This is a genomic window from Streptomyces sp. NPDC001851 (assembly GCF_040297165.1).
In the GTDB taxonomy this organism is placed as follows: Bacteria; Actinomycetota; Actinomycetes; order Streptomycetales; family Streptomycetaceae; genus Streptomyces.
Genome location: NZ_JBEOYR010000005.1, coordinates 329,026 through 350,659, shown reverse-complemented (window position 1 = coordinate 350,659; position 21,634 = coordinate 329,026). Strand labels below are relative to the sequence as shown.

At 70.1% G+C, this 21,634-nt stretch carries 19 protein-coding genes; 9 read left to right on the top strand and 10 right to left on the bottom strand.

Going from position 1 to position 21,634, the window contains the following annotated elements; translation table 11 throughout:
* Positions 1-4: 4 nt before the first annotated feature.
* The 3 genes from ABT171_RS09990 to ABT171_RS09980 form a co-directional block, all read right to left on the bottom strand.
* A complete protein-coding gene (locus ABT171_RS09990; RefSeq protein ID WP_351241734.1) occupies positions 5-1,201 on the bottom strand; it encodes a type III PLP-dependent enzyme in 1,197 nt (398 codons plus the stop codon).
* On the bottom strand, positions 1,198-2,892 hold the full coding sequence (locus ABT171_RS09985; protein ID WP_351241732.1) for an IucA/IucC family protein: 1,695 nt from the start codon (positions 2,890-2,892) through the stop codon (positions 1,198-1,200). Before ABT171_RS09985 ends, ABT171_RS09990 begins: the two co-directional genes overlap by 4 nt.
* Positions 2,893-2,961: 69 nt before the next feature.
* A complete protein-coding gene (locus ABT171_RS09980) occupies positions 2,962-4,548 on the bottom strand; it encodes an IucA/IucC family protein (protein WP_351241730.1) in 1,587 nt (528 codons plus the stop codon).
* Between the two features lie 499 nt (positions 4,549-5,047).
* Here ABT171_RS09980 and ABT171_RS09975 point away from each other — a divergent pair, with 499 nt between their 5' ends.
* From ABT171_RS09975 to ABT171_RS09965, 3 genes are all read left to right on the top strand, one after another.
* Complete coding sequence (locus tag ABT171_RS09975; RefSeq protein WP_351241728.1) at positions 5,048-5,806, top strand: response regulator transcription factor; 759 nt, start codon at positions 5,048-5,050, stop codon at positions 5,804-5,806.
* Positions 5,803-7,293 (top strand): sensor histidine kinase, encoded by a 1,491-nt coding sequence (locus tag ABT171_RS09970; protein ID WP_351241726.1) that lies wholly within the window; start codon positions 5,803-5,805, stop codon positions 7,291-7,293. Before ABT171_RS09975 ends, ABT171_RS09970 begins: the two co-directional genes overlap by 4 nt.
* Positions 7,294-8,147: 854 nt before the next feature.
* Positions 8,148-8,882 (top strand): response regulator transcription factor, encoded by a 735-nt coding sequence (locus ABT171_RS09965; protein WP_351241770.1) that lies wholly within the window; start codon positions 8,148-8,150, stop codon positions 8,880-8,882.
* Between the two features lie 236 nt (positions 8,883-9,118).
* Here the strand turns inward: ABT171_RS09965 and ABT171_RS09960 are convergent, their stop codons facing one another.
* Positions 9,119-10,087 (bottom strand): hypothetical protein, encoded by a 969-nt coding sequence (locus ABT171_RS09960; protein WP_351241724.1) that lies wholly within the window; start codon positions 10,085-10,087, stop codon positions 9,119-9,121.
* A gap of 261 nt (positions 10,088-10,348) precedes the next feature.
* Positions 10,349-11,920: a glycoside hydrolase domain-containing protein gene (locus ABT171_RS09955; protein ID WP_351241722.1), complete on the bottom strand. Its 1,572-nt coding sequence runs from the start codon at positions 11,918-11,920 to the stop codon at positions 10,349-10,351.
* A gap of 1,358 nt (positions 11,921-13,278) precedes the next feature.
* On the opposite strand from ABT171_RS09955, the gene ABT171_RS09950 reads away from it, so the two are divergent.
* Positions 13,279-14,298 carry an ArsR/SmtB family transcription factor gene (locus ABT171_RS09950; protein WP_351241720.1) on the top strand — a complete coding sequence of 340 codons (1,020 nt, stop codon included), beginning with the start codon at positions 13,279-13,281 and terminating at the stop codon, positions 14,296-14,298.
* Positions 14,299-14,460: 162 nt separating this feature from the next.
* Here the strand turns inward: ABT171_RS09950 and ABT171_RS41875 are convergent, their stop codons facing one another.
* On the bottom strand, positions 14,461-14,667 hold the full coding sequence (locus tag ABT171_RS41875; RefSeq protein ID WP_503074620.1) for a hypothetical protein: 207 nt from the start codon (positions 14,665-14,667) through the stop codon (positions 14,461-14,463).
* Here ABT171_RS41875 and ABT171_RS41870 point away from each other — a divergent pair.
* The 3 genes from ABT171_RS41870 to ABT171_RS09930 all read left to right on the top strand — a co-directional run bounded on the left by ABT171_RS41870 (position 14,582) and on the right by ABT171_RS09930 (position 17,700).
* Positions 14,582-14,941: a PepSY domain-containing protein gene (locus tag ABT171_RS41870; RefSeq protein ID WP_503074633.1), complete on the top strand. Its 360-nt coding sequence runs from the start codon at positions 14,582-14,584 to the stop codon at positions 14,939-14,941. The genes ABT171_RS41875 and ABT171_RS41870 overlap by 86 nt on opposite strands.
* Positions 14,942-15,138: 197 nt before the next feature.
* Positions 15,139-15,921: a class I SAM-dependent methyltransferase gene (locus ABT171_RS09935; RefSeq protein ID WP_351241716.1), complete on the top strand. Its 783-nt coding sequence runs from the start codon at positions 15,139-15,141 to the stop codon at positions 15,919-15,921.
* A gap of 321 nt (positions 15,922-16,242) precedes the next feature.
* Positions 16,243-17,700 carry a sensor histidine kinase gene (locus ABT171_RS09930; protein ID WP_351241714.1) on the top strand — a complete coding sequence of 486 codons (1,458 nt, stop codon included), beginning with the start codon at positions 16,243-16,245 and terminating at the stop codon, positions 17,698-17,700.
* On the opposite strand, the gene ABT171_RS09925 is transcribed toward ABT171_RS09930, so the two are convergent.
* The 4 genes from ABT171_RS09925 to ABT171_RS41865 all read right to left on the bottom strand — a co-directional run bounded on the left by ABT171_RS09925 (position 17,684) and on the right by ABT171_RS41865 (position 20,218).
* On the bottom strand, positions 17,684-17,890 hold the full coding sequence (locus ABT171_RS09925) for a hypothetical protein (RefSeq protein ID WP_351241712.1): 207 nt from the start codon (positions 17,888-17,890) through the stop codon (positions 17,684-17,686). The genes ABT171_RS09930 and ABT171_RS09925 overlap by 17 nt on opposite strands.
* Positions 17,891-18,096: 206 nt before the next feature.
* The gene (locus ABT171_RS09920) at positions 18,097-18,630 is read right to left on the bottom strand and encodes a hypothetical protein (protein WP_351241710.1); all 534 of its coding nucleotides are present in this window, start codon (positions 18,628-18,630) and stop codon (positions 18,097-18,099) included.
* A gap of 67 nt (positions 18,631-18,697) precedes the next feature.
* The gene (locus tag ABT171_RS09915) at positions 18,698-19,321 is read right to left on the bottom strand and encodes a hypothetical protein (RefSeq protein WP_351241708.1); all 624 of its coding nucleotides are present in this window, start codon (positions 19,319-19,321) and stop codon (positions 18,698-18,700) included.
* Between the two features lie 594 nt (positions 19,322-19,915).
* The gene (locus ABT171_RS41865) at positions 19,916-20,218 is read right to left on the bottom strand and encodes a hypothetical protein (RefSeq protein WP_503074631.1); all 303 of its coding nucleotides are present in this window, start codon (positions 20,216-20,218) and stop codon (positions 19,916-19,918) included.
* A 52-nt stretch (positions 20,219-20,270) separates the two neighbouring features.
* Between ABT171_RS41865 and ABT171_RS09910 the strand changes: the two genes are divergently transcribed.
* Both ABT171_RS09910 and ABT171_RS09905 read left to right on the top strand, forming a co-directional pair.
* Positions 20,271-20,402 carry a hypothetical protein gene (locus tag ABT171_RS09910; RefSeq protein WP_351241706.1) on the top strand — a complete coding sequence of 44 codons (132 nt, stop codon included), beginning with the start codon at positions 20,271-20,273 and terminating at the stop codon, positions 20,400-20,402.
* A 19-nt stretch (positions 20,403-20,421) separates the two neighbouring features.
* Positions 20,422-21,597, top strand: a complete 1,176-nt coding sequence (locus tag ABT171_RS09905; RefSeq protein WP_351241704.1) for a bifunctional class I SAM-dependent methyltransferase/NUDIX hydrolase — start codon at positions 20,422-20,424, stop codon at positions 21,595-21,597.
* Positions 21,598-21,634 lie beyond the last annotated feature (37 nt).

The window sequence follows — 21,634 nt, the reverse complement described above, 5'->3', positions numbered from 1 at the left end:
CCTTCTACGGGTGGGGGCGGGCGGGGACGGGGGCGTGGTCGAGGTGGTGGAACCGCGGGGCGGGGTGCATCAGGAAATCGTGGTGGGAGATGTTCCAGGCGTACGCCCCGGCCATGGCGAAGGCGATCTTGTCGCCGACGCGCAGCCGTCCGACCTGGACGGAGCGGGCCAGGACGTCCTTGGGTGTGCACAGCTGGCCGACCAGCGTGACGGGTTCGTTCTGGGCCTGGGGGCGTTCCCAGGGCTGGTCCCAGCTGTCGGCGGGGACGATGGTGAACGGCTGGTCGTGCTGTTTGGTGGCCGGCGTGCGCAGGTGGTGGGTGCCGCCGCGCAGGACGGCGAAGGCATGGCCGCGGCTGCGTTTGATGTCGAGGACCTCGGTGACGTACCGGCCGCAGTGCACGGTGACCGAGCGGCCCGGTTCGATGCGCAGGGTCAGGCCCGGGTGTCCCTCCAGCAGGCGGCGCAGGCCGGTGCCGAAGGCGGCCCAGTCGAAGCGCCGGTCTGGGCGGGCGTAGTCGACGCCCATGCCGCCGCCGAGGTTGACCTCGGCCAGTTCCAGGCCGTTCTCCTTCGCCCATTCGCTCGCCCAGGTCAGGACCTGGGCGGCGAGGTCGAGGTGGGCGGTGGCATCGAGGCCGCTGGCGAGGTGGACGTGGATGCCGCGCAGCCGGATGCGCGGCTCGTCGGCGATGAGGGCGAGGCAGCGGTCCAGGTGGCCGGGGTCCAGACCGAAGGGGCTGGGCCGGCCCCCCATGGCGAGGGCCACCGGGCCAAGGGCGATCGGGAGGTTGACCCGGAGCAGGACGTCCACGGTGCGCTCGACGAGCAGGCCGGTGAGCAGGTGGAGTTCTTGTTCGCTCTCGATGTGCAGGCGGTCCACTCCGGCCTGGAGGGCCTGTTCGAGTTCGGCGGGTGTCTTGCCGGGGCCGCCGAAGGCGATCGGTGTGCCGGGGCAGGTGGTCTGGATGTGGTGGAGCTCGCCGCCGGAGGCGACCTCGAAGCCGTCGACGTGGTCGCTCAGGACGGTCAGGAGCCGCGGGTCGGAGTTGGCTTTGGCGGCGTAGAGGAGCTGGACGCGTTCGGGCAGGGCGGCGCGGATGCCGGTCACGTGTTCGCGCAGGTCGCTCAGGTCGTACACGTAGGCCGGGAGGTCTTCCGCGTCCAGCCCGTCGATGTACTGGAGTAGTTCCGTCCTCACCGGGTCACCTCGCGGGGGAAGTCCTCGCCCAGCGGGCTGGGCAGCGGCACGTACCCGGCGTGCCGGTCGGCCTGCCGGGACCAGCGCAGCAGCATGTTGGCCTTGGCGGGCAGCGGGACGCCCGAGAGCAGGGCGCGCAGCCGGGGCGGCTCGCCTGCGCTGCGGGAGTAGGCGTCGAGGTGGTCGCGGACCAGGCCCCACAGGGCGGGTTCCAGGGCGGGGTCGGTGTCGGCGAGGGCGGCGAGGACTTCGGCGGTGTGGTTGACCAGGAGGCAGTAGGCCACCCGGTTCCAGCCGCGTTCGGCGTCGTACGTCATCGGGGTGCGCACGTCTTCCGGCAGGGCGGCGAGGAACGGGCGGTGGCGTTCGGGGAGGAGCTTGGTGCCTTCCAGGTCGCGGAAGAGCATCTGCGCGGGGGTGCCGTCGGCGCGTACGCCGACGACGACGTTCTGCAGGTGCGGTTCGAGGACGATGCCGTGCTCGAAGTAGGCGGTCAGGACGGGAGGCAGGAGCAGGCCGAGGTAGGCGTCCCACCAGGCGAGCGCGTCACCGTTACCACGAGCCAGCAGGCGGGCGACCTGGGCGGAGCCGGTGGGGTGCTCGTCGGCGATCGCGGCGGCGAGCAGCGGGGTCACGCCCGGAGCCAGGTGTTCGCGCAGGCCGGTGCGGACGATGACGCCGAAGCCCTCCAGGAGGGAGAGATCGTCGTCGAGGGCGAGGGTGCGGTAGCCCGGCTCGGCGAGCAGCGAGCTTCCGGGATGCGCCTGGCCGATGTCGGCGAAGACGGGCAGCAGGAGCCGGTTGAGGGCCACGGCGCCGGACAGCTCGTAGGCGGCGTTCTTGCGGAGGCAGTTGGTCAGGCGGACGTTGAGGCTGAACTTCAGGAACGTGTCGGCATCCGGCTGGTAGAGGGTCCGTACGGAGGCGGTGGGGGCGAAGTCCGGGCCGGTGACGCCGGTGTCGATGACCGAGCCGGCGGCCATGGCCCTGCGCAGGGCGGGGTGGTCACCGAGCAGCCGGTACTGCCACGGGTGGACCGGCAGGGTCACGTACTCCTTCCGCCGGTCCGGATGAAGGGCGTCGAGCCTGCTCAAGTCGCCTTCCTCACGCACCAGGCTCCGGTGGACGGCGAGGTAGCGCAGAGGGAAGCGGGTCCCCGTCTCCGGGCCGTAGTCCAGCCAGTCCTCCGGGTCGCCGGTGCGGGACTTGGGCGAGGGGTGGAAGCGGTGGCCGTAGACCAGGGACTGCTCGGACTCCAGGTACGGGTCCTGCGGAAGGGCCGTGGTGTCGCGCTGCTCCAGGACGGTGTGGATGGTGTTCCGGCTGTCGGTGACCTGGGTCAGGAACTCGTCGTTGGCCACGCCGGTCCGCAGCTCCAGTTCCTCCTGGATGTATCCGGCGAGCTCTCGCCAGCCGATCGGGGACCAGCCGGCGCCGTCGTACCGCGTGATCGGTCCGTCGAAGCGGTGTGCGCCGATCAGGGAGATGCGGCGCAGGGGGACGCGGAGCAGGACGTCGCGGCGGGGCAGCCGCAGCAGCAGGTGGCCGTTGTCGACGGTGACCTGGCGCTCGGGCGCGGAGACTTCGCGGATCAGGCAGTTGAGCAGGGTGTGGGCGGTGACGGCGTCGGCGGCCTGGGCGGGACGGGCTGTGGTGGCGAGGACTGCGCCGGTGGTGCTGGGGACGGTCATGCGGAAGGACTCCAGTCGGTGCAAGGAGAGGTGCGGGGCCGGCCGGGCCCGGCAGTGGGAAGCGGGCTGTCAGCGGTGGCGGGCCAGGGGGTTGGCAAAGGGCGCCCACTGGGCGACGCCGGACTGTTCGGCCAGGCGCATCGCGATGGTCGCCTTCAGCGGCAGCGTGTCGCCGAAGAAGACGTCCCGGTCTCCGGCCGCGTCGGGAAGGTCGGCGTAGACGCGGTGCGCGACCTCGGCCACTGCCGCCCACAGCTGCTCGGGGTCGGTTCCCCGGGTGTGAGAGAGGACATCGACCAGTTCGCTGAAGACACCGCTGAGCAGGCCGCCGAACAGCTTGGTGCGCAGCGCCGCCTCGTCGTTCCCGGCCCGGCTGCCCGCCAGCGGCGGCAGCGAGAAGCCGTGCAGGGCAAGCCGGTCCGGGTGGACGCGTACGCCGTCCAGATCGCGGTAGAGGACGCGAACCGGATGCCCGTCCCGCAGGGCGACGAGGGTGTTCTGGCCGTGCGCTTCCAGGGCCACGCCCATCGACAGCAGCGTCAGGGCGGGCGGCAGGACGAGCCCGGCGAACTCCGCCAGCCAGGTGACCGGGTCGCCGCTCACCATGCGCGCCCCGGTGGCGTGGAGGGCGGTCAGCGGAACGGCGACCTCCCCGGGGCCGAGGTGCCGTTCGCCGGCCTCCCGGATCATGGAGGCCAGGCTTGACGACGGCTTTCCGTCCACGAGGACGGCGCCGCCCGCGAGTTCGCGCAGGATCCGCAGGCTCTCGCCGTGGCCGGCCTTGTCCACGACCGCGGTGACCAGCTCTGACAGCGGCGCTCCGTCGGCCGCCTCGGCCGGGGAGATGGTGCGCCGGTAGTTGGTGACCTGCACGTCCAGGGCCGTCTTGATGTGACAGCCGGGCAGCGCGTCCAGGGGGGACAGGGTGCGCATCGACAGCAGCGGCCGGGCGGCGATCGTACGTTCCACGACCGGCAGGTCGGGCTGGCGCGCGAGGACGTGGTCGCGCTGCCAGGGATGGACCGGCATCAGGACGGTGTCGCCGTCGCGCAGTTCCTCGGGCCAGTCGCCCGTGGCCTGCCACCGATCGGCCGGTACGGCGACGAGCCCCAGCTCGATGACGGGGTGGTGCTCGGGCGCGTAGGCGAGCACCTCGGCGACGGACAGTCCGGTGCGCGTACGGCAGCAGGGGTGCTGCGGATGGCCGTCGACCACGGCCTGCTCGGCATCCGTGGAGTCCCGCACCTTGCGCGGCTCGTAGTTCGCCGCGCGGGCCAGCGCGAGGTTGGCGACGCTGTTGTCCAGCTCGGCGGCCAGGCGCGATGCGGTCGCGGTGCGCACTCCGAGGGCGGCGAGGAGCCGGGCCGGCTCGTCGACCGGACCGTCCGGACCCTGCACGGTGAAGCCGGCGGGGACCCGGGCGAACCGTTCAGCCGCGGCGGCAGGGCCCGAGAGCCGTCCGCCACGCGTGAGCCGGACGACGAGGGTACCGGCGTGGTGGTGACGGTCGGCGATACCCGGCAGGGGCTCGCGGGCGAAGGCGCCCCACAGTCGGCCGAGCACCGTGGCACGCGCACCGGGGAGTGCGGCCTTGAAGGGCGCGATCAGCTCGGGGCGCACGTGGCGCAGTTCGTTGATGGTGCTGCTGTACGGCATGGTTCACCGTCCCTTGGCATAGGAAAGCAAGCGGAGAAGCGGCGGGGGAGAAGAGAAAGCGCGATTGCGAGCGCGGTCCGCGATCAGCTGTCGACAACGTTACGGGATCGTTAGTTAACTGATCGCCAGGGAAAAGGAAGGCTGACATCAGAATCGATCCAGCATTCCGTCGGCTCCACCGTTCCGAAAAATAGAACTGTCGCCGGAAAATTGGCCGCATGTCCCCTACGTCCGGCTCGGCAAGCGGAGCGACTGCGTCGGGCTGCTGGTCGCGGGGGAAGCGGTTGCTGGATGACCAAGGCCCGCACTGCGCTTTCTTAACAGACTGCTTGCACGGCATTGCCTGTTCGCTGACGTTGTACTGCCGAGGGGCTCGTAGGGTCAGTGACGGGCAGAAGGCAGTAAAGGAAGACGGTTGTTCACTTTCGCCGAAGGTAATCCGCGTGACATTCAGCCGTTTACCCGTCGCGGAGGACCGACGGATGGTGAGTCTGTCGACATGCGTGTCTTACTGATCGAGGACGACGACCGGGTCGCCGGTCCACTGATGGAGGGCTTGCGCCGTTTCGGGTTCACCGTCGAGCACGCCCGTACGGGCGCCGACGGACTCGCCGCGGCGGAGGCGGAAATGGTGCTGCTGGATCTGGGGCTGCCCGACATGGACGGCATCGATGTCTGCCGGACGCTCCGACTGCGCTCCCAGGTGCCCATCATCATGATCAGCGCGAGAAACGACGAGGTGGACCGCGTTCTCGGCCTGGAGCTGGGGGCCGACGACTACCTGTCCAAACCGTTCGGAGTCCGGGAACTGGTCGCACGGATCCGGGCCGTCTTCCGACGCGCCGGACCCGCCGCGGCCGCGCCGGTGCCGGCTGTCCCCGCTTTCGTAGGCGGCCACACCGTTCCGGCGTCCCGCGCTCAGCAGATCGGCCCGTTGGCCATCGACCGGCGCGGCCGCCAAGTCCACCTGCACCAGACCTGCGTCGCCCTGGCGCCCAAGGAGTTCGACCTGCTCGCCTACCTCGCCGACGACCCCGGCGCCGTCCGCACACGCCAGCAGATCCTGGACGCCGTGTGGGAACCGAACTACTTCGGCCCCACCAAGACCCTGGACGTCCACGTCGCCGCGCTGCGACGCAAACTCGGTGATCCCGCCTGGATCGACAACATCCGCGGCGTAGGATTCCGGCTCACCCCACCCGCCGGCGCCACACCCGCCAGGCCGGTGGACGAGAACGCCGAGGAAGGTGACCGGTGACCCGCCGCCTCCTGCTGAGCTACCTCAGCCTCACCCTGCTGGTGCTGCTGTGCCTGGAAGTGCCGTTCGGCTACGTCTACGCCCGCGGGGAGATGTCCCGCTTCACCGGCAACGGGCAGCAGGCCGCGGTCATGCTCGCCGAGGTGCTGGAGGAGAAGGTCGAGCGACGGACCGTCAGCGACGTCCCCGAGCTGGTCGCCGGCTTCGCACAGCGCACCGGCGGCCATGTCACCGTCGTCGACAGCAAGGGAAAGCTGCTCACCGACTCGCGCAACGCCGTCCCGGCCGGGACGGACCTGTCCGTGGAGCCGGACATCGCAGCCGCGCTGCGGAACCGGTCCAGTTCCGGGACCCGGCAGGATCCCGCGCTCGACGAAGAGGTCTTCTTCGCCACCGTGCCGGGCGCCTCCGGCGCGACGGTCCGCTGCGTCGTACGGGCGTCCTTTCCCCTCACCACGGTGACCTCCAAGGTCCATGACGCCTGGCTGGCACTGACAGCCGTGGGTCTGGGGGTGCTGGCGGCCGTCGCGTTGATAGCTCTCGCGCTGGCCCGCTGGATCACCCGCCCGGTACGGGCGCTGGAGCACGCCACGACGCAACTGGCCGACGGCACCCTGGAGGACCTGCCCGCCACCGACCTCGGGCCCCCCGAGCTACGGCGCCTGGCCACCAGCTTCGTCCGCACCGCGACCCGGCTCCAGCATCTGCTCAAGGCCCAGCACGCGTTCGCCGCCGAGGCGTCCCACCAGCTGAAGACCCCGCTGACCGCGCTGCGGCTGCGACTGGAGAACTTCGAGCCCTACCTCGACCCGCGCGCCCAGCCCAGCCTGGACGAAGCGGTGGCCGAGGTGGAGCGGCTCAGCCGCATGGTGCACGGGCTGCTCGCTCTCGCCCGGCTGGAGAACGCGGCGACCACCCCGGAGGCCACCGACCTCGACTCCGTCGTCGCCGACCGCGCGGCCGTGTGGAGCGCCTTCGCCGGCGAGCACTACGTGGACATCGTCGTGGCCGGGCCGAAGACCGGCCGGGTGCGGGCCATCCCCGGCGCCCTGGACCAGATCATCGACAACCTGCTCTCCAACGCGCTGCGGGTCTCACCACCCCACACCACGATCACCCTGGCCACCGCCTGGGCGAACGGAGCGCCCGGAACCGTGGAACTACACGTGATCGACCAGGGCCCGGGCATGACCGAGGAACAGCGGCAACGCGCCTTCGACCGCTTCTGGCGGGCGAACGACGCCGACCACGAAGGCACCGGCCTCGGCCTGCCCATCGTGCAGCAGCTGGCCCGTGCCTCGGGCGGCGAGGTCACCCTGCGGGCCGCACCAGGCGGGGGCCTCGATGCCGTAATCCGCCTCAGGGCGGCAGACGCGCACCTCACCGGGCCCCCTCGACGTCCCCGGTCGGCGATGCGGGGCAAGCAGGGCGCGGTGCCACCCGTTCCCGCCGAACGCCCGTACGCCGTATCCGACTGGCAGCAGTGAGACGCAACCGGCCGCGCGGCCGGGGAGGTCCAGGCGCACAGGTGCTGCGAGACGTTGGCTGATTCTTGGCCCTCCGCTGCCCGTTCACTGACATTGCGCTGCAGTGCCTCCCCCTACAGTCCTTGGCGTTCCCGGCTCTTCCCCACCGCTGATGGCTGTTTGCCGGCCGTTGTGCGCAGGACGGGCCCATTCCATTCGGTGCTCGTGAAGGAGGAAGCGGCAGCTGCCGATGGGGGTGCGGTCCGCTCCGGACGCGGCGGCACCCCGTCGGCCAGCCGCTCAGCGGCCTCGGCCGCCGGCCGAGGAGGTCAGGAGAGCCATGCACATAGCCAGCCCCAGCCACCATCCCGCCCTCGGCGGCCAGCAGCTGTCCGGCAGCGCCCGTCTCAACGACATGACCGCAGTACTTCCGTCTCTCCCTGTCACCTCCGCCTCCAGGGAAGGAGCAGGACCGCAGCCCAGCGCCTCCCGCGGGGCCGGAAAATCACTCTCGGCGGCACCCCCACTACCGCCGCTCCCAGTGCCCCATTCACCTCGGCACCTACGGCCCCGTCGTCCACGGCCACCCGGACCGGCCTGAAGAACAGCAGCGCGCACCCGTGTCGGAATATTGGCCATCTGCTAACACGGCGCTAGAGGGCTTCTGGCCCCGAGTTGCCCTCCTCACCCGTAGGGTCGTCCCCACAGTGCAACCCCCACTCGCACAAGCAGCACCGACCCCACCACCGCACGCCGCGTTGCCCACGGCGGGCACAACCCAGACGATCACGGACACAGCGATGCCGACGAACAGCGATCCCACGTACACCGCGGGGGCCGACCAGGTCCTCCCGGCCGAACCACCAGCAGAAACCATGCGGCTCCTGCTCGTCGAGGACGACGACCGGATCGCCGGCCCCGTCATGGAAGGGCTGAACCGCTATGGCTTCGCCGTCGACCACGTCAAATCCGGAGCCTCCGCCCTGTCGGCCTCCACCGCCGACCTGATCCTTCTGGACCTCGGACTGCCCGACATGGACGGCATCGACGTCTGCCGCGCCCTGCGCGCCCGCTCCGCCGTCCCCATCATCATGATCACCGCACGAAGTGAGGAAACCGACCGCGTCGTCGGGCTGGAGGTCGGAGCGGACGACTACCTCTCCAAGCCCTTCGGGGTCCGCGAGCTGGTCGCCCGGATCCGAGCCGTCACCCGCCGCACCCACCCCGAGAGGCACGCCGCACCGCACACCGGCACGCCCAGCGGGCTCCCCCTTCAGCGCACGCAGCTTCACGAGGAGCGCGGCGTCCAGCACCTCGGCCCGCTGACCATCAACCGGCGCACCAGAGGCGTCACCATCGACGGCCGCCCGCTCACCCTCACTCCGAAGGAATTCGACCTGCTGGCCCAACTGGCCAGCGATCCCGGCGCCGTCCACTCCCGCCAGCAGATCCTCGACACGGTGTGGGACCCCAACTACTTCGGCCCCACCCGCACACTCGACGTGCACGTATCGGCCCTGCGCCGCAAGCTCGGCGACCCGGCCTGGATCGCCACCGTCCGCGGCATCGGCTTCCGGCTCACCGTCCCCGGCGACAGCGCATACGCCTGAACTCGTCAGCACGAGCAGGGCCGCAGAAGCGTCGTCGCATGACGGGTGTTCCTACGGACCTTGGTGAGGAGGCGCCAGTTCTTCAGGTAGGGAAAGCCGTGCTCGCTGGACGCGCGCTCGCGGCTGACCAGCCGGTTCACCTCCTTCTGAGTGGCGGTGAGCGGATGGGCCGCGGGTCGCTCGGCGGCCGGTGACGGTCACCGGGTCGTCGGGGTCGTCCTCCAGTCCGACGAAGCTCAGGTCGGCCAGCGGACCCAGGCCGGCTTCCCGCAGGTGGGTGGATGGCTCTGCTCAACGGGTTCGCCGAGCGCCCGGCGACGAAGCACGGTGTGGAGCATGTCGTCGGTGATATCGCGGGCCGGCCGACGTACTCGCCTTGCGGGCGGCGGTGTCGAGCCATTCGAGCGTGGACTGCCGGAGGTCTCCCGCTCGGTCTCCGCCATAGCGGCGAAGAACGCGAACAGCAGCTTGCCCGGGCCGGTGGCGTCGTAGATGCCCGGCAGGGGGCCAGCGAACATCTCCAGGACCAGGCGGTCCCGTTCCATGCCGTTGACCAGGGAGTGCAGGGCGGGCAGGTCGTCGGAGAGGACGCGGTCCGTCCATGCGGGCAGGTCATCGCCGCGCAGGTCGCGCATCATGGCGGCGAAGTCACGGACGTGGCCTGCGGTGGCGTCGAGGTGCGGGCAGGCGGCCCGGATCTCCTTGAGTTCGGCGGCGTCGGTCTCGGTAAGGCGTCCGGGGTTGGTCATGATCCAGCGGACGACGCGCCGGGGTTTCGGGGCGGGCTGCGGCTGGGGAGGAGGCGCCGGCGGGATCTTCGGCTTGGGGCTGTGCGGCTTCTTGAAGGGTTGGAAGTAGCGGCGGAGGCACTGGATGCTGCCGGTGAAGCCGCGTGCGCGCAGTTCGTGGTGCAACTGCGGGATATCGTGGCAGCCCTCGCGCCAGCGTTCGTGCAGGTAGGGCCTGTACTCGTCCACGATCGAGGCCCGGTTGGTTGCCCTGAGCAGCAGTTCGTCGAGACTTTGGGCGCGGGCGAAGCTCCGTACGGTCGAGTGGTCCAGCCGCAGCTGGCGGCCGATCGCTGCCAGAGATTGCCCCTCGGACGGCAGCTGCTGAACCGCCGTGTACCGCTCGGTGGTGCGGGCCACCAGCCCCCTCGGGCGCCCGAGGACGGCCCGGGTGCCGTCCGGCGCGACGAACGGCATCTCTTCCGCGGGCGGCTGCCATCCCCGTGGACGCGGTGGCGGGCTCCGTGACGACCGGGGCCGTGGCGAACGCCGCGCGAATGCACGGGTGATGGGCCCCGACCGTCTTCTCCACCGCCTCGGCGAGGTTGCGCAGCAGGGATTGAACTGTTCGGTAGCCACGGCTGTATGAGGGCCCGTCACGACGAGAGACGGGCCACCGGGCATGGCACATCGGCAGCTGCCGGCCTGGCGACCGAGCCAGGACCGGCAGCCGGACGTTCAGGAGCCAGTCACTATGAGGTCGGCGGGGCCGCCGATCTGCGACCAGCCTGTGCCACTGCCGCTCCACTTGAACACGCCATCCTGGTTCGGCGCCAGCCCGAACCAACTGCTGCCGGTCGAGCAGAAGGTGTAGCCGGGGCCGCCGACCTGGCGCCAATTGTTCGGCGTTCCGCTGTACAAGTACACGTTGCCGCTGCCGGGACTGACGGCGAGCAGTCCGCTTCCGCCGCCGTACAGGTAGCTCGCGGGGCCGCCGATCTGTGTCCAGGCGGTGCCGGATCCGTTCCACTGGAGCACCTTGCTCTGGTCGGGCGCGAGGCCGAACAGAGCGTTGTTGGAGACCGCGAAGGTGAAGCCGGGGCCGCCGACCTGGCTCCAGCTGTTCGGCGTTCCGTTGTACCGGTAGATATTGCCCGTGCTGGGATTGGTGGCGAACAACCCGGCACCCCCGGCGTACAGGTGACTGGCTGGCCCGCCAATTTTAGTCCAGGCGTTGCCTGATCCATTCCATCGGAAGACGCCACTGCGGTCTGGTGCCAGGCCATAAAGGGCGTCGTTCGACAGGGCGAACATATAGCCCGGCCCGCCGACCTGGCTCCAGCTGTTCGGGGTTCCGTTGTAGCGGTATATGTTCCCTGTGCTGGGATTGGTGGCGAAGAGGCTGGCGCCGCCGGCGAAGATGTCTCCGGCGGGTCCGCCGATCTGAGTCCAGCTCGATCCCGATCCGTTCCACTGGAACACGCCGGAACCGCTGGGGGCGAGTGCATAGAGGTGGGAGAGCGAGGAGACGCCCCACTGGCCAAAGTCGTCGGTGACGGCCTGGTCTTTGTCAACTCCCGTGCCGCCGATCTGTATGTCATTTTGGGTCTGGCGGAGTTGGGCGCGGGAATCCCAGTTGCCTCCGGACCAGGCGTATGTCTGCCAGCCCCAGCTGATCTTGGAGTTGTTGAACAGCTGCTGGATCGCATAGTAGCCGCCATACGCTCCGGTGCGGTCACGGCCGATCACTGAGGCGATTCCGTCGAAGTACGCCTCGATCGCTGGAAGATCTCCGGATTGCACGTCCCAGTCAAGACTGAAGTAGATCGGCCGGGCTGCCGGCATTCCGGCCGCAGTTGCCGCGCTCTGCGCCTGCTGGGCATCGCTGACGCCCTGGGAATAGCCGTTCTTCGGGGCGTACTGCGCCATTTCCCAGTTGCACACCACGTCGATCCCGGCGTCGATGAACGCCAGCGCGCTGCTGCGGGTCAGCGCACCGGGGCCGGCGAGGTACTGGCAAACGAAGGTGTAGCCGTCTGCGCTGATCGTCGAAGGGCTCGGATTCGGATAGGTGTTGAAGTCCAGGCCCAGCCTGGTGGCGGCCGAAGCAGCGGACGGGTTGCCCAGGTCGAGCCCGAGTTTGACTCCTGTGCCGACGGTCACGGCCGCGATGGCCGCAAGCATGCGCCGGCGCGAGAGCGGCGATTGAAATTGCTGTCTTTCGGTCAACTTCCACTCCTGGTCAGTGGTAAATGGAACGCGGGTTGAGATCACGACGACGATCAGGCCGATGAGCCGATCCGGGGGCATGCCTCCACCGTGGAGCCACAACAGCCTCGTGGTCGCTGCCTGCTCAGGGCAGGGCCGCGAACCGGGCCGGTTCGGGGCAGGCGTCTGCCCCCGGCCCCGGGATACAGCCGCGGGACGGTGGCGCGCATTGCCAGCCCGTGCCTGGCCGGCGCATAGCGGAGGCAGGCGCCGCCTGTGCTCCGCTCGCCGGCCCGACAAGGCCGACACCGCCGCGGTGATCCCTGCATGGGGCGTCAGTACGCTCCTGGATGCAGATCCCATACTCGAAGCCACTCAAGCTGATCTGATTCCCCCCTGTCAGGACGGTTCCCCTGCGCCCGCAGGCGCCGGCGCAGAGCAGGACTCGTGGCCGTCGAAGTTGGGGCCGTAGCTCCCCATCGGCCACCACTTGGAACCGGACTTGCGCAAGCGACAGGACCAGGTTCCCGATGTGGCTGGGCGAAGTCCCGTTTTTCCATACGAATCCGCACACCCTGTCATGGACTCCGGTTGCCACGGGCACGCGAGGGAGGGGAGGGGGCACCGCGGGCGAGAACGGGCGAGGGGCGGCTTGTCGGCTCCGCGTAATGCTGCCGATCTGGCCGAGTTCATCGGCATGCTGGGCGATCTGCGTGTTTGGGCGGATACCGTCCTACGGGTCGCCGGCCAAGAGAGTCGGGACCCTGATGAGGCCCACCCTGGCCGTCTCACCGTCCACGGCCGTGGACGCTTTCAGTACCAGGCGACGCCGACGGCTACCTCTACAGCCATGTCTACGCGACCAACGGTTGGGCGAGACCGGTAGGGGCGAGGCGGAGACAATGAGCGGGTAGTGGGGCAGACGGCCGTGGGCATGGGCTACCCCGGCCGCTGTCAGTTCGGCGTCGAAGTCGGGCAGGGCGCGGATCCTGACGTTGCCTGAGCCCTCGGACCCGAGGTGAATGCGTATCAAGGTCGTCCCTTCTGTGGTGTTGACGTCCCCATCAGGGCTTTTGTGCGTGCATGACAAACGCTTGTGGGTGCTGATCGAGCCGTTGCTGCCGCCCGGCCAACGTCAACGACGTCACCCAGACCCTGGCCCTGGTGCTTCCCGTGCAAGTCCGCACAAGTCTCCGAACCTCGGCCTGAACCTAGGTTGGCCGGTCGCAGCCCGGTGGCGTCCGGGCGCGCGACCAACGCTGACAGACACCCAGGGGCGTCTGGAAGTCTTTACCGCCTGGACTTAATAACGACACTCGCCGCCAAACCGGGCTAATATGTCATGATCATGGCGTGAGGTCGCTCGTGATTGGGGGAAGTCGGCGTGAAAACTGCCCTTCCCAGCGCAGCCCGGCACGTGACGGTTGGACACGGTGGGGGTTTGCCGGGGACTTGGGGGTGTGGTGCTGCGTCTGCATTTCACGGCTGAGGACCTCGTGAGGGTCCGGGTGTGGGTGTTGGGGCCGTTGGCCGAGACGCAGTGGAGCTTGCGGATCCTGAGACAGCAGACACCCAACGTGTCCCTGTTCGCAGGCTGGCGCACGCGTGTCCTGCGGCAGGCGCCGCCGACCGCCGCCTCACTGGCGGGATTCCTGGCACCACACAACGGCGGCGCCACCGACCTGTTCACCCTGGCGGGCAGGGTGGACACTCTGGATGCGGGGCTGGAGCAGCTACGGTCCCTCCCCGCCACACGCCTGCACGCGGAGTTCGCCGCGATCCCGGGCATCGCCCGGCGGATGCCGCCCTGGCTGGGCCCCGCCGTCACCGGGGACCACCGCGCCCGAGAGGACTTCCTCGGCGCGCTCCAACAATGTCACGACGCGTTCATCGGCCCGGTCTGGCCGAGACTACGCCTGCACCTGGAAGCCGAATGCATGGCAAGCGCACGCAAGACCATCGAGGGCGGCGTCGACAAACTGCTCAGCGAGCTGCATCCCCTGCTGGTCTGGAATCCCCCAGTGCTGGAACTGCCCACCTACAAGCCCTGGACCCACCAGACCACCGACATCCACCTGGACGGCCGCGGCCTAATCCTCGCACCCTCCCTGTTCTGCCCCACTGAACCGCAGATCTTCACACCCACCCAGGACGACGCAGCGCCGATCTTGATGTATCGAGCCAGCCAAGACGCGGCCGGCATTAGCTCGATCCTGGCACCCCCCGACGCAGGCCCATCAGCCGCACTCACCGCGCTGCTGGGGCGAACACGCGCCACCGCCCTCGCGGAACTGGCCGTCACCGCCAACACCACCATGCTCGCCCAACGACTCGGCGTCACCACCGCAGCGGCCAGCCAACACCTCAGCGTGCTCCGCAGCGCAGGACTCGTCGCCTCACGCCGCGACGGAAACAAGGTCTGGCATACCCTCACCCCGCTGGGTCTATCCCTCCTCCAAAGACACACTCCAACGCTTTGATGATGGCGCAGCAGCGTAAACCTCGACGGGCCGGCCTGTGACCTGGATTGCTTGATGGGTCTCGCGGACTCTACTCTCGGCACACGGATACCGATGCCCCCACCAGAGGGCACTTCGGTCCTCGGGAAGCCCGGACGACGGGCCGGCGCCATCGGAGCCGCCTCACTCCCCTGCCGACGACCACGACAACGACGCCACGCTGATCAGGAAGGACAAGGTCGACATCAGGCAGGCCGCCGGCACCGCCACGAAGTCGGTCTCGGGCACGGTCACCGCCGTCGACCTGGCGGGCCAGAACGGCAAGCCGGTCTGGAAGGTCGACGTCACCGGCTCCGAGGGCACCGAGCACGAGGTCACCGTCACCGCCACCGATGGCAAGCTCACCGCGTCCAGGGCCGACCAGGACAACGACTCCGACGACCGCAGCGGCGACGCCGCCCTCGCCAAGTCCGCCAGACCGACCTGGCAAGGCCGTGGACGCGGCGCTCACCAAGGTCAAGGGCACCGCCACCTCCGCCGACCTCGAAAACGCCCATGGCAAGACCACTGCCTGGCACATCGACGTGACGGACACCAAGGGCCACGACCACGAGGCCACCGTCGACGCGGCCAACGGCAAGGGCACGGCTGCCAAGACCGATGAGGACGACGTCCACCGCAGCAGCCCCGGCGACCACGACGAGGGCTGACGGCGCAGCTCCGGCGCACTGCAAGCCGGGCGGGGACCGCTCAGGCGAACACCCCCGCCCGGTCACACCGCGCGTCATCGCGGGGAGGCCGTGCAGCTTGGCCCGGGCTACGCTGCCCTGCAGGGGGCTGTCGTGGATCACGGAGTCGGCCATGCCGAAGTCGGAGCTGTCGAGGAACCGGTCCTCTCTGGGGCACAAGCTGCGCTATGCCGTACGGCACCCCGGGCGGGTCCCTCCCTACCTGCGGCGTGCCGCTCGGGACACCTGGCTCGGCCTCCGGCACCGCGACCACGTCGCCTACTACCGCGCCGTCATGGCCTCCGACACCGCGCGCAGCCCCGGGCGCGCCGTAGGCAGCGGTTCGCAGGCCCGCTGGCTGGCGCTCGGGCAGATGCAGTTCGACTACCTGGTCGAACACGGTCTGACGCCGCAGGACCGCATGCTGGAGATCGGCTGCGGGAACCTGCGCGCCGGGTGGCGGTTCATCGACTACCTCGACCCCGGTCACTACTACGGCATCGACATCTCGCCGGACATCCTCCTTGAGGCACAGCGCACCCTCGTCCGCCGGGTCCTGCAGGACCGGCTTCCCCACCTGGCGCTCGTCGAGAACCTGACGCTCGACTTCCTCCCCCGGGGCTGGTTCACCGTGGTGCACGCCCACAGCGTCTTCTCGCACTCGCCGCCCGAGGTGATCGACGAGTGCCTGGCCAACGTCGGGAGGGTGCTGGCGCCCGGCGGCTTCTTCGACTTCACGTACGACCGCACGGAGGGGCCCGAGCACCAGGTGCTCCGCGAGGACTTCTACTACCGCACCGAGACCCTGATCTCGCTCGCCGAACGGCACGGTCTGACCGCCCGTTTCATGGACGACTGGGAGCGGCGCCCGCACGGCCAGTCGAAGATCCGGGTTACGCACACGGCAGCTGTATAGCGCCTGCGACCAGGGCGGACACGTATCGTGGGTATCACTCCCTCGCCCTCACTCCCGCGCTCTGGCCCCCGGGTCCTCGTCCACGTCACCGCGCGGCAACGGCATCGGCCTGACGCCCGCTGCGGCGGCATCGCCGCAGCGTCTCCCGGGCCCGGCCAAGAAGGGGCCACGTTCGCCCTGCGTCTGCCGACTGGGCAAGCCCATGCATCAGCCCTGGTGAGAGGCCAGTAAGAGGAGTCGCCGACGGCCCCCGGGCCCTGCCGTCGGCGGTGGTCGCCAGGCACACTGGCTGCGCCGACCGCCCCGGAGGAAGACCCGCCCATGGACAGCACACGACAGCGGCTCGCGATCCTGCACCCGCGCCACAGCCTGGGCACCGTGTTCGCCCTCTCCTTCGCCTGCGTCACCGCCGCGACCACGCTCCTCGGCGGCTTCCTCAGCTACAACGTGGCGGCGCGGATGGTGCGGGTCGACCAGGACGACGTCTTCCACGGCGTCGTGGGTGACCTTCACCAGCAGGTCGCCCAGCACCGTCTGTCGCCGTCGGACTACTTCAGCGTCAGCCCCGACAGCGACAGCCCCCGCGACGACCTCTCCCGCCGCATCCGCACCGACGTCCAGGTCCTCGGGCCCACGGGCCGGGTCGAGGAACGCGGCTTCCCGGCGCTGAAGGTCCGCCCCGCCGACCGAGCCGCGGCCTCGCACGCCAGGGCCGGCCACACCATCTACTACAAGACCGAGATCGAGGGTGACCGCTATCGGGTGGCCACCGTCGCGCTCGGCGGCGGGCGGGGAGCCGTGCAGGTGGCGCAGCAGTACAGCGACACCGAGGACCTGCTCCGGGAGCTGAAGCAACGCACCGTCGAGCTGAGCGCCATCGTCATCGTCGTGGCCGGCCTCGCAGGCTGGTGGCTGGCGCGCAGGATCGCCGGGCGGCTCGTCCGGCTGACCCGGGTCGCCGAGGACGTGGCCCGCACCGGCCGGCTGGACACCGCGGTCCCCGTCGCCGGGCAGGACGAGGTCGGCAGGCTCGGGCGGGCGTTCGACGGCATGCTGGGCCGGCTCGCCGCGTCCGAGGAGATCCAGCGTCGTCTCATCCAGGACGCCGGGCACGAACTACGCACCCCGCTGACCTCGCTGCAGGCCAACGCGGCCCTCCTGGACCGCATCGACCGACTGCCACCGCAGGCCAAGGCCGACCTGATCGCGGACATGAAGAGCGAGACCCGCGAACTGGTCAACCTGGTCAACGAACTGGTCGAGCTGGCCGCCGGGGACCGGGACGCCGAGCAGCCCACGGAGACCGCCCTGAGCGCCGCGGCCGAGGACGCGGCCGCCCTCGCCCGGCGCCGCACCGGCCGGGAGATTCTCGTCGACGCCGACGACACCGTCGTACGGGCCCGGCCGGCCGCCGTGCAGCGGGCACTGTCCAACCTGCTGGAGAACGCGGCCAAGTTCGACCGGGACGGAACCGAGCCGATAGAAGTCGCGATCACAGGAACCCGCGTGGAGGTGCGAGACCGCGGACCGGGCATCGCCGAGGCCGACCTGCCCCGCGTCTTCGACCGCTTCTACCGCGCCGACAGTGCCCGCAGCCTGCCCGGCTCCGGGCTGGGCCTGGCCATCGTGCACGCCGTCGCCCTCACCCACGGTGGCACGGCCTTCGCCCGCAACCGCCCCGGCGGCGGCGCGGTCATCGGCTTCACCGTCGGCCCTGCCTCCCGCGTCGACATCCCTCGTACGACGCCGACGGCCGACTCCATCACCGCACCGCGCTGACCTGACCTCCCCACCCGGCCGAGGGCACACCGCAGAGCACCTCGCGCCGCACGAAGACGCCAAGCGTCACCAACCCCGGCACCAGCGGCGGCCACACCGTCAGCGGCCGGTAGCCGAGCACCCCCGAGGCGGCGGGGATGGCGGGCCCGCCCTCCGTCCCGAACGCGAACGCCGCGTCCAGCGAGCCCACACCGCCCCGCGTCGGTCCCTCGGCGCCGCCGACGCCACCGGCGACCTGCTCGACTCCTGGAACAGGTACTGGTCTGACCGGCGACCACCGGGCAGGGCGCGTGACACAACTCTCGACGGATACGACTCTCCCTCGTCCGCCATGTCGCTGAACGCTCAGTGCCTCGAACGTCTTGCAGCGACACCGGCCACCGTGGAGGTGGTGTGTCAGGAGCTGATGATGTCGAGCCAGAAAGAGGCGATCGTGGCCAGGGCACCGGGGGCGCCCGCGCCGAAGGCGACCACCAGGGCCTGACCGATCGCCACGTCGTAGGGGTCGAGGCCATGGGACCAGGTCAGCCTGGCGTCGATGCCGGGGATGGTGCGGAAGAGGCCGTACGCGCTCAGGGTGCCGTGCGCTTCGGCAATGGGAGTGCCGTTGCGCACAAGCCGGGCCCGGCACAGGCCGGTGGGCAGCAGTTCATAGGTGCGCTCGCCCACCACGGCCGTGCGGGTGCGTGTTCTGCGGCGCAGGGCCCAACGGCCGTCGCTTCCCCGGCGCGTGGGGATCACCCGCCCGTCGACCTTGATCCAGCCGTGCTCACGGTCGGGCCGGACCGTGACGGGTGGCATGCCGGGTCCCTGGACGAGCGCGACGACGGAGGGCCAGCGATCGTAGCTGATCCGTATCGGCCCGAATGGGCTGTCGGCCGTACGGTGCTGGGAGAGCCGGACGGTACGGCGCTTGCTGAAGACGGACATGGTCGTATCGGCTCCGCGGACGGGGAGTTGGGGATGGGGCGGGCAAGTGCGGCGACGCCGATCGTCGTCAGCTGCGGGGTGGCTCCGGATACCAGGATTGGTACGGTACGGCTCCTGGCGCGGGTTGCTGGTGCGGCATCGCCGTAGGGACCGGTCGGTGGGAGCGCAGCAGTGCCTCGAAACCGGCGTGCAACTCGCGGGCCTTGTCGGGCCGGGCGGTGTAGGCGACCGCGGATCCGTCGACGCGCTGGAGCGTCACCATGGCGCCCGTGCTCGGGTCCTCATGGCCCAGCCACGCTCCGGCGAGGGCGGTGGCAGGCACCCACCCGGGCTCGGATTCCGGACCGCCACCGCGCCATCGGCCCAGCACCTTCCGCCGGTAACCCGGGAACAGCAGACCCGGGAGGGTCACCACGACGACGACGAATGCCACGATGTCCGCCACTACCTCGGCCGCCCACCGCAGCAGCGCGAGGAGCACCGCGTAACAGGTCGAGACGATGAACGCCCAGAGGCACGCCACGGCGACGACGTGCGGCGCACCCACCTTGTTCAGCAGGCTGTGGAGGCCCACTGAAGCGAGCAGTACCAAAATCGTGACACACCCGGCCGTGTCGCCGAGGAACGCCTCAGCGATGCGGCCGGCCATCCGGTCGCGTCTGACGACGAAACCGTGGTCATGGAATTGCACACGTACACGTCCCCCGGGTATGGCTCTGACGCCAGCGATCTCACGCACGCCGCTCACCCTAGACGAACCTCCGTCGCTCTCATGTCCCGTATGAGCGCCACGCTGCCGTCCTGCCCGGGAGTGGCCGACGCTTGGGACTCGACACCATGTCCGGGGGGCGCTTCGGACGGGTGAAGCGTCGGCGGCCAGATTTGCCGTTGGCATCCGCAGGGAAGCCTTTCCCCGCCCAACAGGCGGGAACTGGCACATCCCGGTCGGCAAGGCGTCGCCGAGAAAACCGGCTGATGCTCCTCCTAGGGACAGGGGTGACATGCGCCACTGGCAGCAGCTATCCGAATCCACACCCTGGCTTGCACGAACGCGAGCTGCGGCGGGGAGATCAGCCTTGTCGGCGGCCAACTCGGGAACACCGGTGGGGAAACCGGTGCCCCTGGGCTCAGTGCCATGTTCGACCTGGAAGTGGACCAGGTTCAGATGCACGGGATGGTGGAAGTCGCCGGTGAACCGCCAGCGTTCGACCAAGCCGGGTGGGCGACGGCGGACGCCTGGTGCAGGACGGCGCACCGGGACAGGCGGGCCGGGACGTGGTTCGCGTCACCGCTCGCTGGTGAATACCTCTCCGACGTACCTGGCCACATCGTGGACGAGGTACTGGTGGAGAGCCGTACGTCCGTCCAGGCCGCCGTGCGCTGGTCTCTTCGGGGGAAGAACAGGTCTGCCAGCGCAGTCAGCTCCCGGCGCGGAGAGCCCGATCTCCGCTGCGGCGATGGGGCGTTGGAGGCGTCGGGACAACGTCTCGCACAAGATGAGGGGCGCTTTGCCCGAGGGCCGTGTTCCCGCTACGGTTGCCGCACCATTGGCATCGACTTCGCGCCCAGCGTCATCGCCGCAGCCCATAACCATCAGCAGGGCGAGGGGCTGGCCTGGCACCTGATGGACTTCGCCTCCGATGACCTCAATGCCCCTGCCGGTTGCCGCCGTCGGGATCACACCCGCCGAGGCCGAGATCCTCACCGCCGGCTGGTCCGTCGTACGCACCGCCGATCTCGACGTGCTGCGCTGCTACGCACTCCGCCCCTGAACCCAGCATGGAGGTTGACGTGTTGGACGTCGAGCATCAGACCCGCCTCGCGTGGGACGCCTACGGAAACCACCACCTGGAGCGCGCCACGCCCCTGACGGAAGTGGACCAGATCAGCTGGGGCCCTGCCGCCAACGGGCCGGGGGACGCCGTCCTCGGGGATGTCAGGGGCCTGCGCGTCCTGGACATCGGCTGCGGCCCTGGCCGGCACGCCGCGCACCTGGCCCGCGCCTACGGTGCGCGGGTGGACGGCGTCGATGCTTCGCTCAGTCAGATCGAGAGGGCGCGTGCCCGCTACCCCGATGTGCCGGGACTGAGCCTGGTCCACGCCGACGCCGCCGAGCACCTGGGTACGGCAGCACCGTACGACGTGATCTACTCCCTCAGCACCTTCCACTTCCTCGACCCGCACCGGCTCCTGCCCGTCCTGGCGACCGCCGTCAAGCCGGGCGGACGGCTGTACTTCACGGTGCTGCACACCAACTCCGCCGGCGACGGCCCCGCGTCGACCGTCACCCCACGCCCGGAGATCCTGCGCCCGGCCGGCGGCGACGATCTCACCGTGCACATGTGGGTGCTCACCCCCGAGTTGTGGGAAGACCTGCTCGACCAGTACGGGCTCCGCGTGCAGGGCATCACCGTCCTCGACGCGCCGGAAAAGGACAATCACGCCTCCTACCGGCTCTTCCATGTCCACCGGCCGGCCCGGATCACCGCCCGTCCCCGCACCGCGAAACCACCCGTCGCCCACGCGGCCGTCGGCGTCGGCGCCGTGCTGTTCGGGCCGCAGGGCCTCCTCCTTGGCCGACACCGGCTGGGCACCCGGGAGCTGCCCGGCGGGACCGTGGAGCCGGGCGAGTCACTACAAGAGACAGTCGTACGCGAACTCGCCGAGGAGACCGGTCTGTGCGCCGACCCTGCCGACGTCCGTCTCCTGGGCATGTTCCTCGACCAGGCCGGCGACGTCGTCCGCATCACCTTCGGCGCACTCGTCACCCACTGGCAAGGCGAGCCGGCCGACCAGCCTGGCGAGAGCGTCGGCGACTGGCGCTGGTGGCCTCTGGACGCCCTGCCCCCGGACCTGTTCGAGTGCAGCGCCCAGATCCTCACCGCCTGGCGCCCCGACCTGCCGGTCGACCACGCCCCCGCCCACGTCACCGCCATCACCGACCGGCCAACGACCTCCTCCACGTGACCCGAGCCCTCAACGGGCAGGACCACCCGGACGACCA

Excerpts from the sequence above, each read along its gene's own strand:
- ABT171_RS09985 (WP_351241732.1), bottom strand. The coding sequence starts at position 2,892 with ATGACCGTCCCCAGCACCACCGGCGCAGTCCTCGCCACCACAGCCCGT.
- ABT171_RS09980 (WP_351241730.1), bottom strand. The coding sequence starts at position 4,548 with ATGCCGTACAGCAGCACCATCAACGAACTGCGCCACGTGCGCCCCGAG.
- ABT171_RS09975 (WP_351241728.1), top strand. The coding sequence starts at position 5,048 with ATGCGTGTCTTACTGATCGAGGACGACGACCGGGTCGCCGGTCCACTG.
- ABT171_RS09965 (WP_351241770.1), top strand. The coding sequence starts at position 8,148 with ATGCGGCTCCTGCTCGTCGAGGACGACGACCGGATCGCCGGCCCCGTC.
- ABT171_RS09960 (WP_351241724.1), bottom strand. The coding sequence starts at position 10,087 with ATGCCGTTCGTCGCGCCGGACGGCACCCGGGCCGTCCTCGGGCGCCCG.
- ABT171_RS09955 (WP_351241722.1), bottom strand. The coding sequence starts at position 11,920 with ATGCCCCCGGATCGGCTCATCGGCCTGATCGTCGTCGTGATCTCAACC.
- ABT171_RS09935 (WP_351241716.1), top strand. The coding sequence starts at position 15,139 with ATGCCGAAGTCGGAGCTGTCGAGGAACCGGTCCTCTCTGGGGCACAAG.
- ABT171_RS09930 (WP_351241714.1), top strand. The coding sequence starts at position 16,243 with ATGGACAGCACACGACAGCGGCTCGCGATCCTGCACCCGCGCCACAGC.
- ABT171_RS09920 (WP_351241710.1), bottom strand. The coding sequence starts at position 18,630 with ATGTCCGTCTTCAGCAAGCGCCGTACCGTCCGGCTCTCCCAGCACCGT.
- ABT171_RS41865 (WP_503074631.1), bottom strand. The coding sequence starts at position 20,218 with ATGGGCTGCGGCGATGACGCTGGGCGCGAAGTCGATGCCAATGGTGCG.
- ABT171_RS09910 (WP_351241706.1), top strand. The coding sequence starts at position 20,271 with ATGACCTCAATGCCCCTGCCGGTTGCCGCCGTCGGGATCACACCCGCC.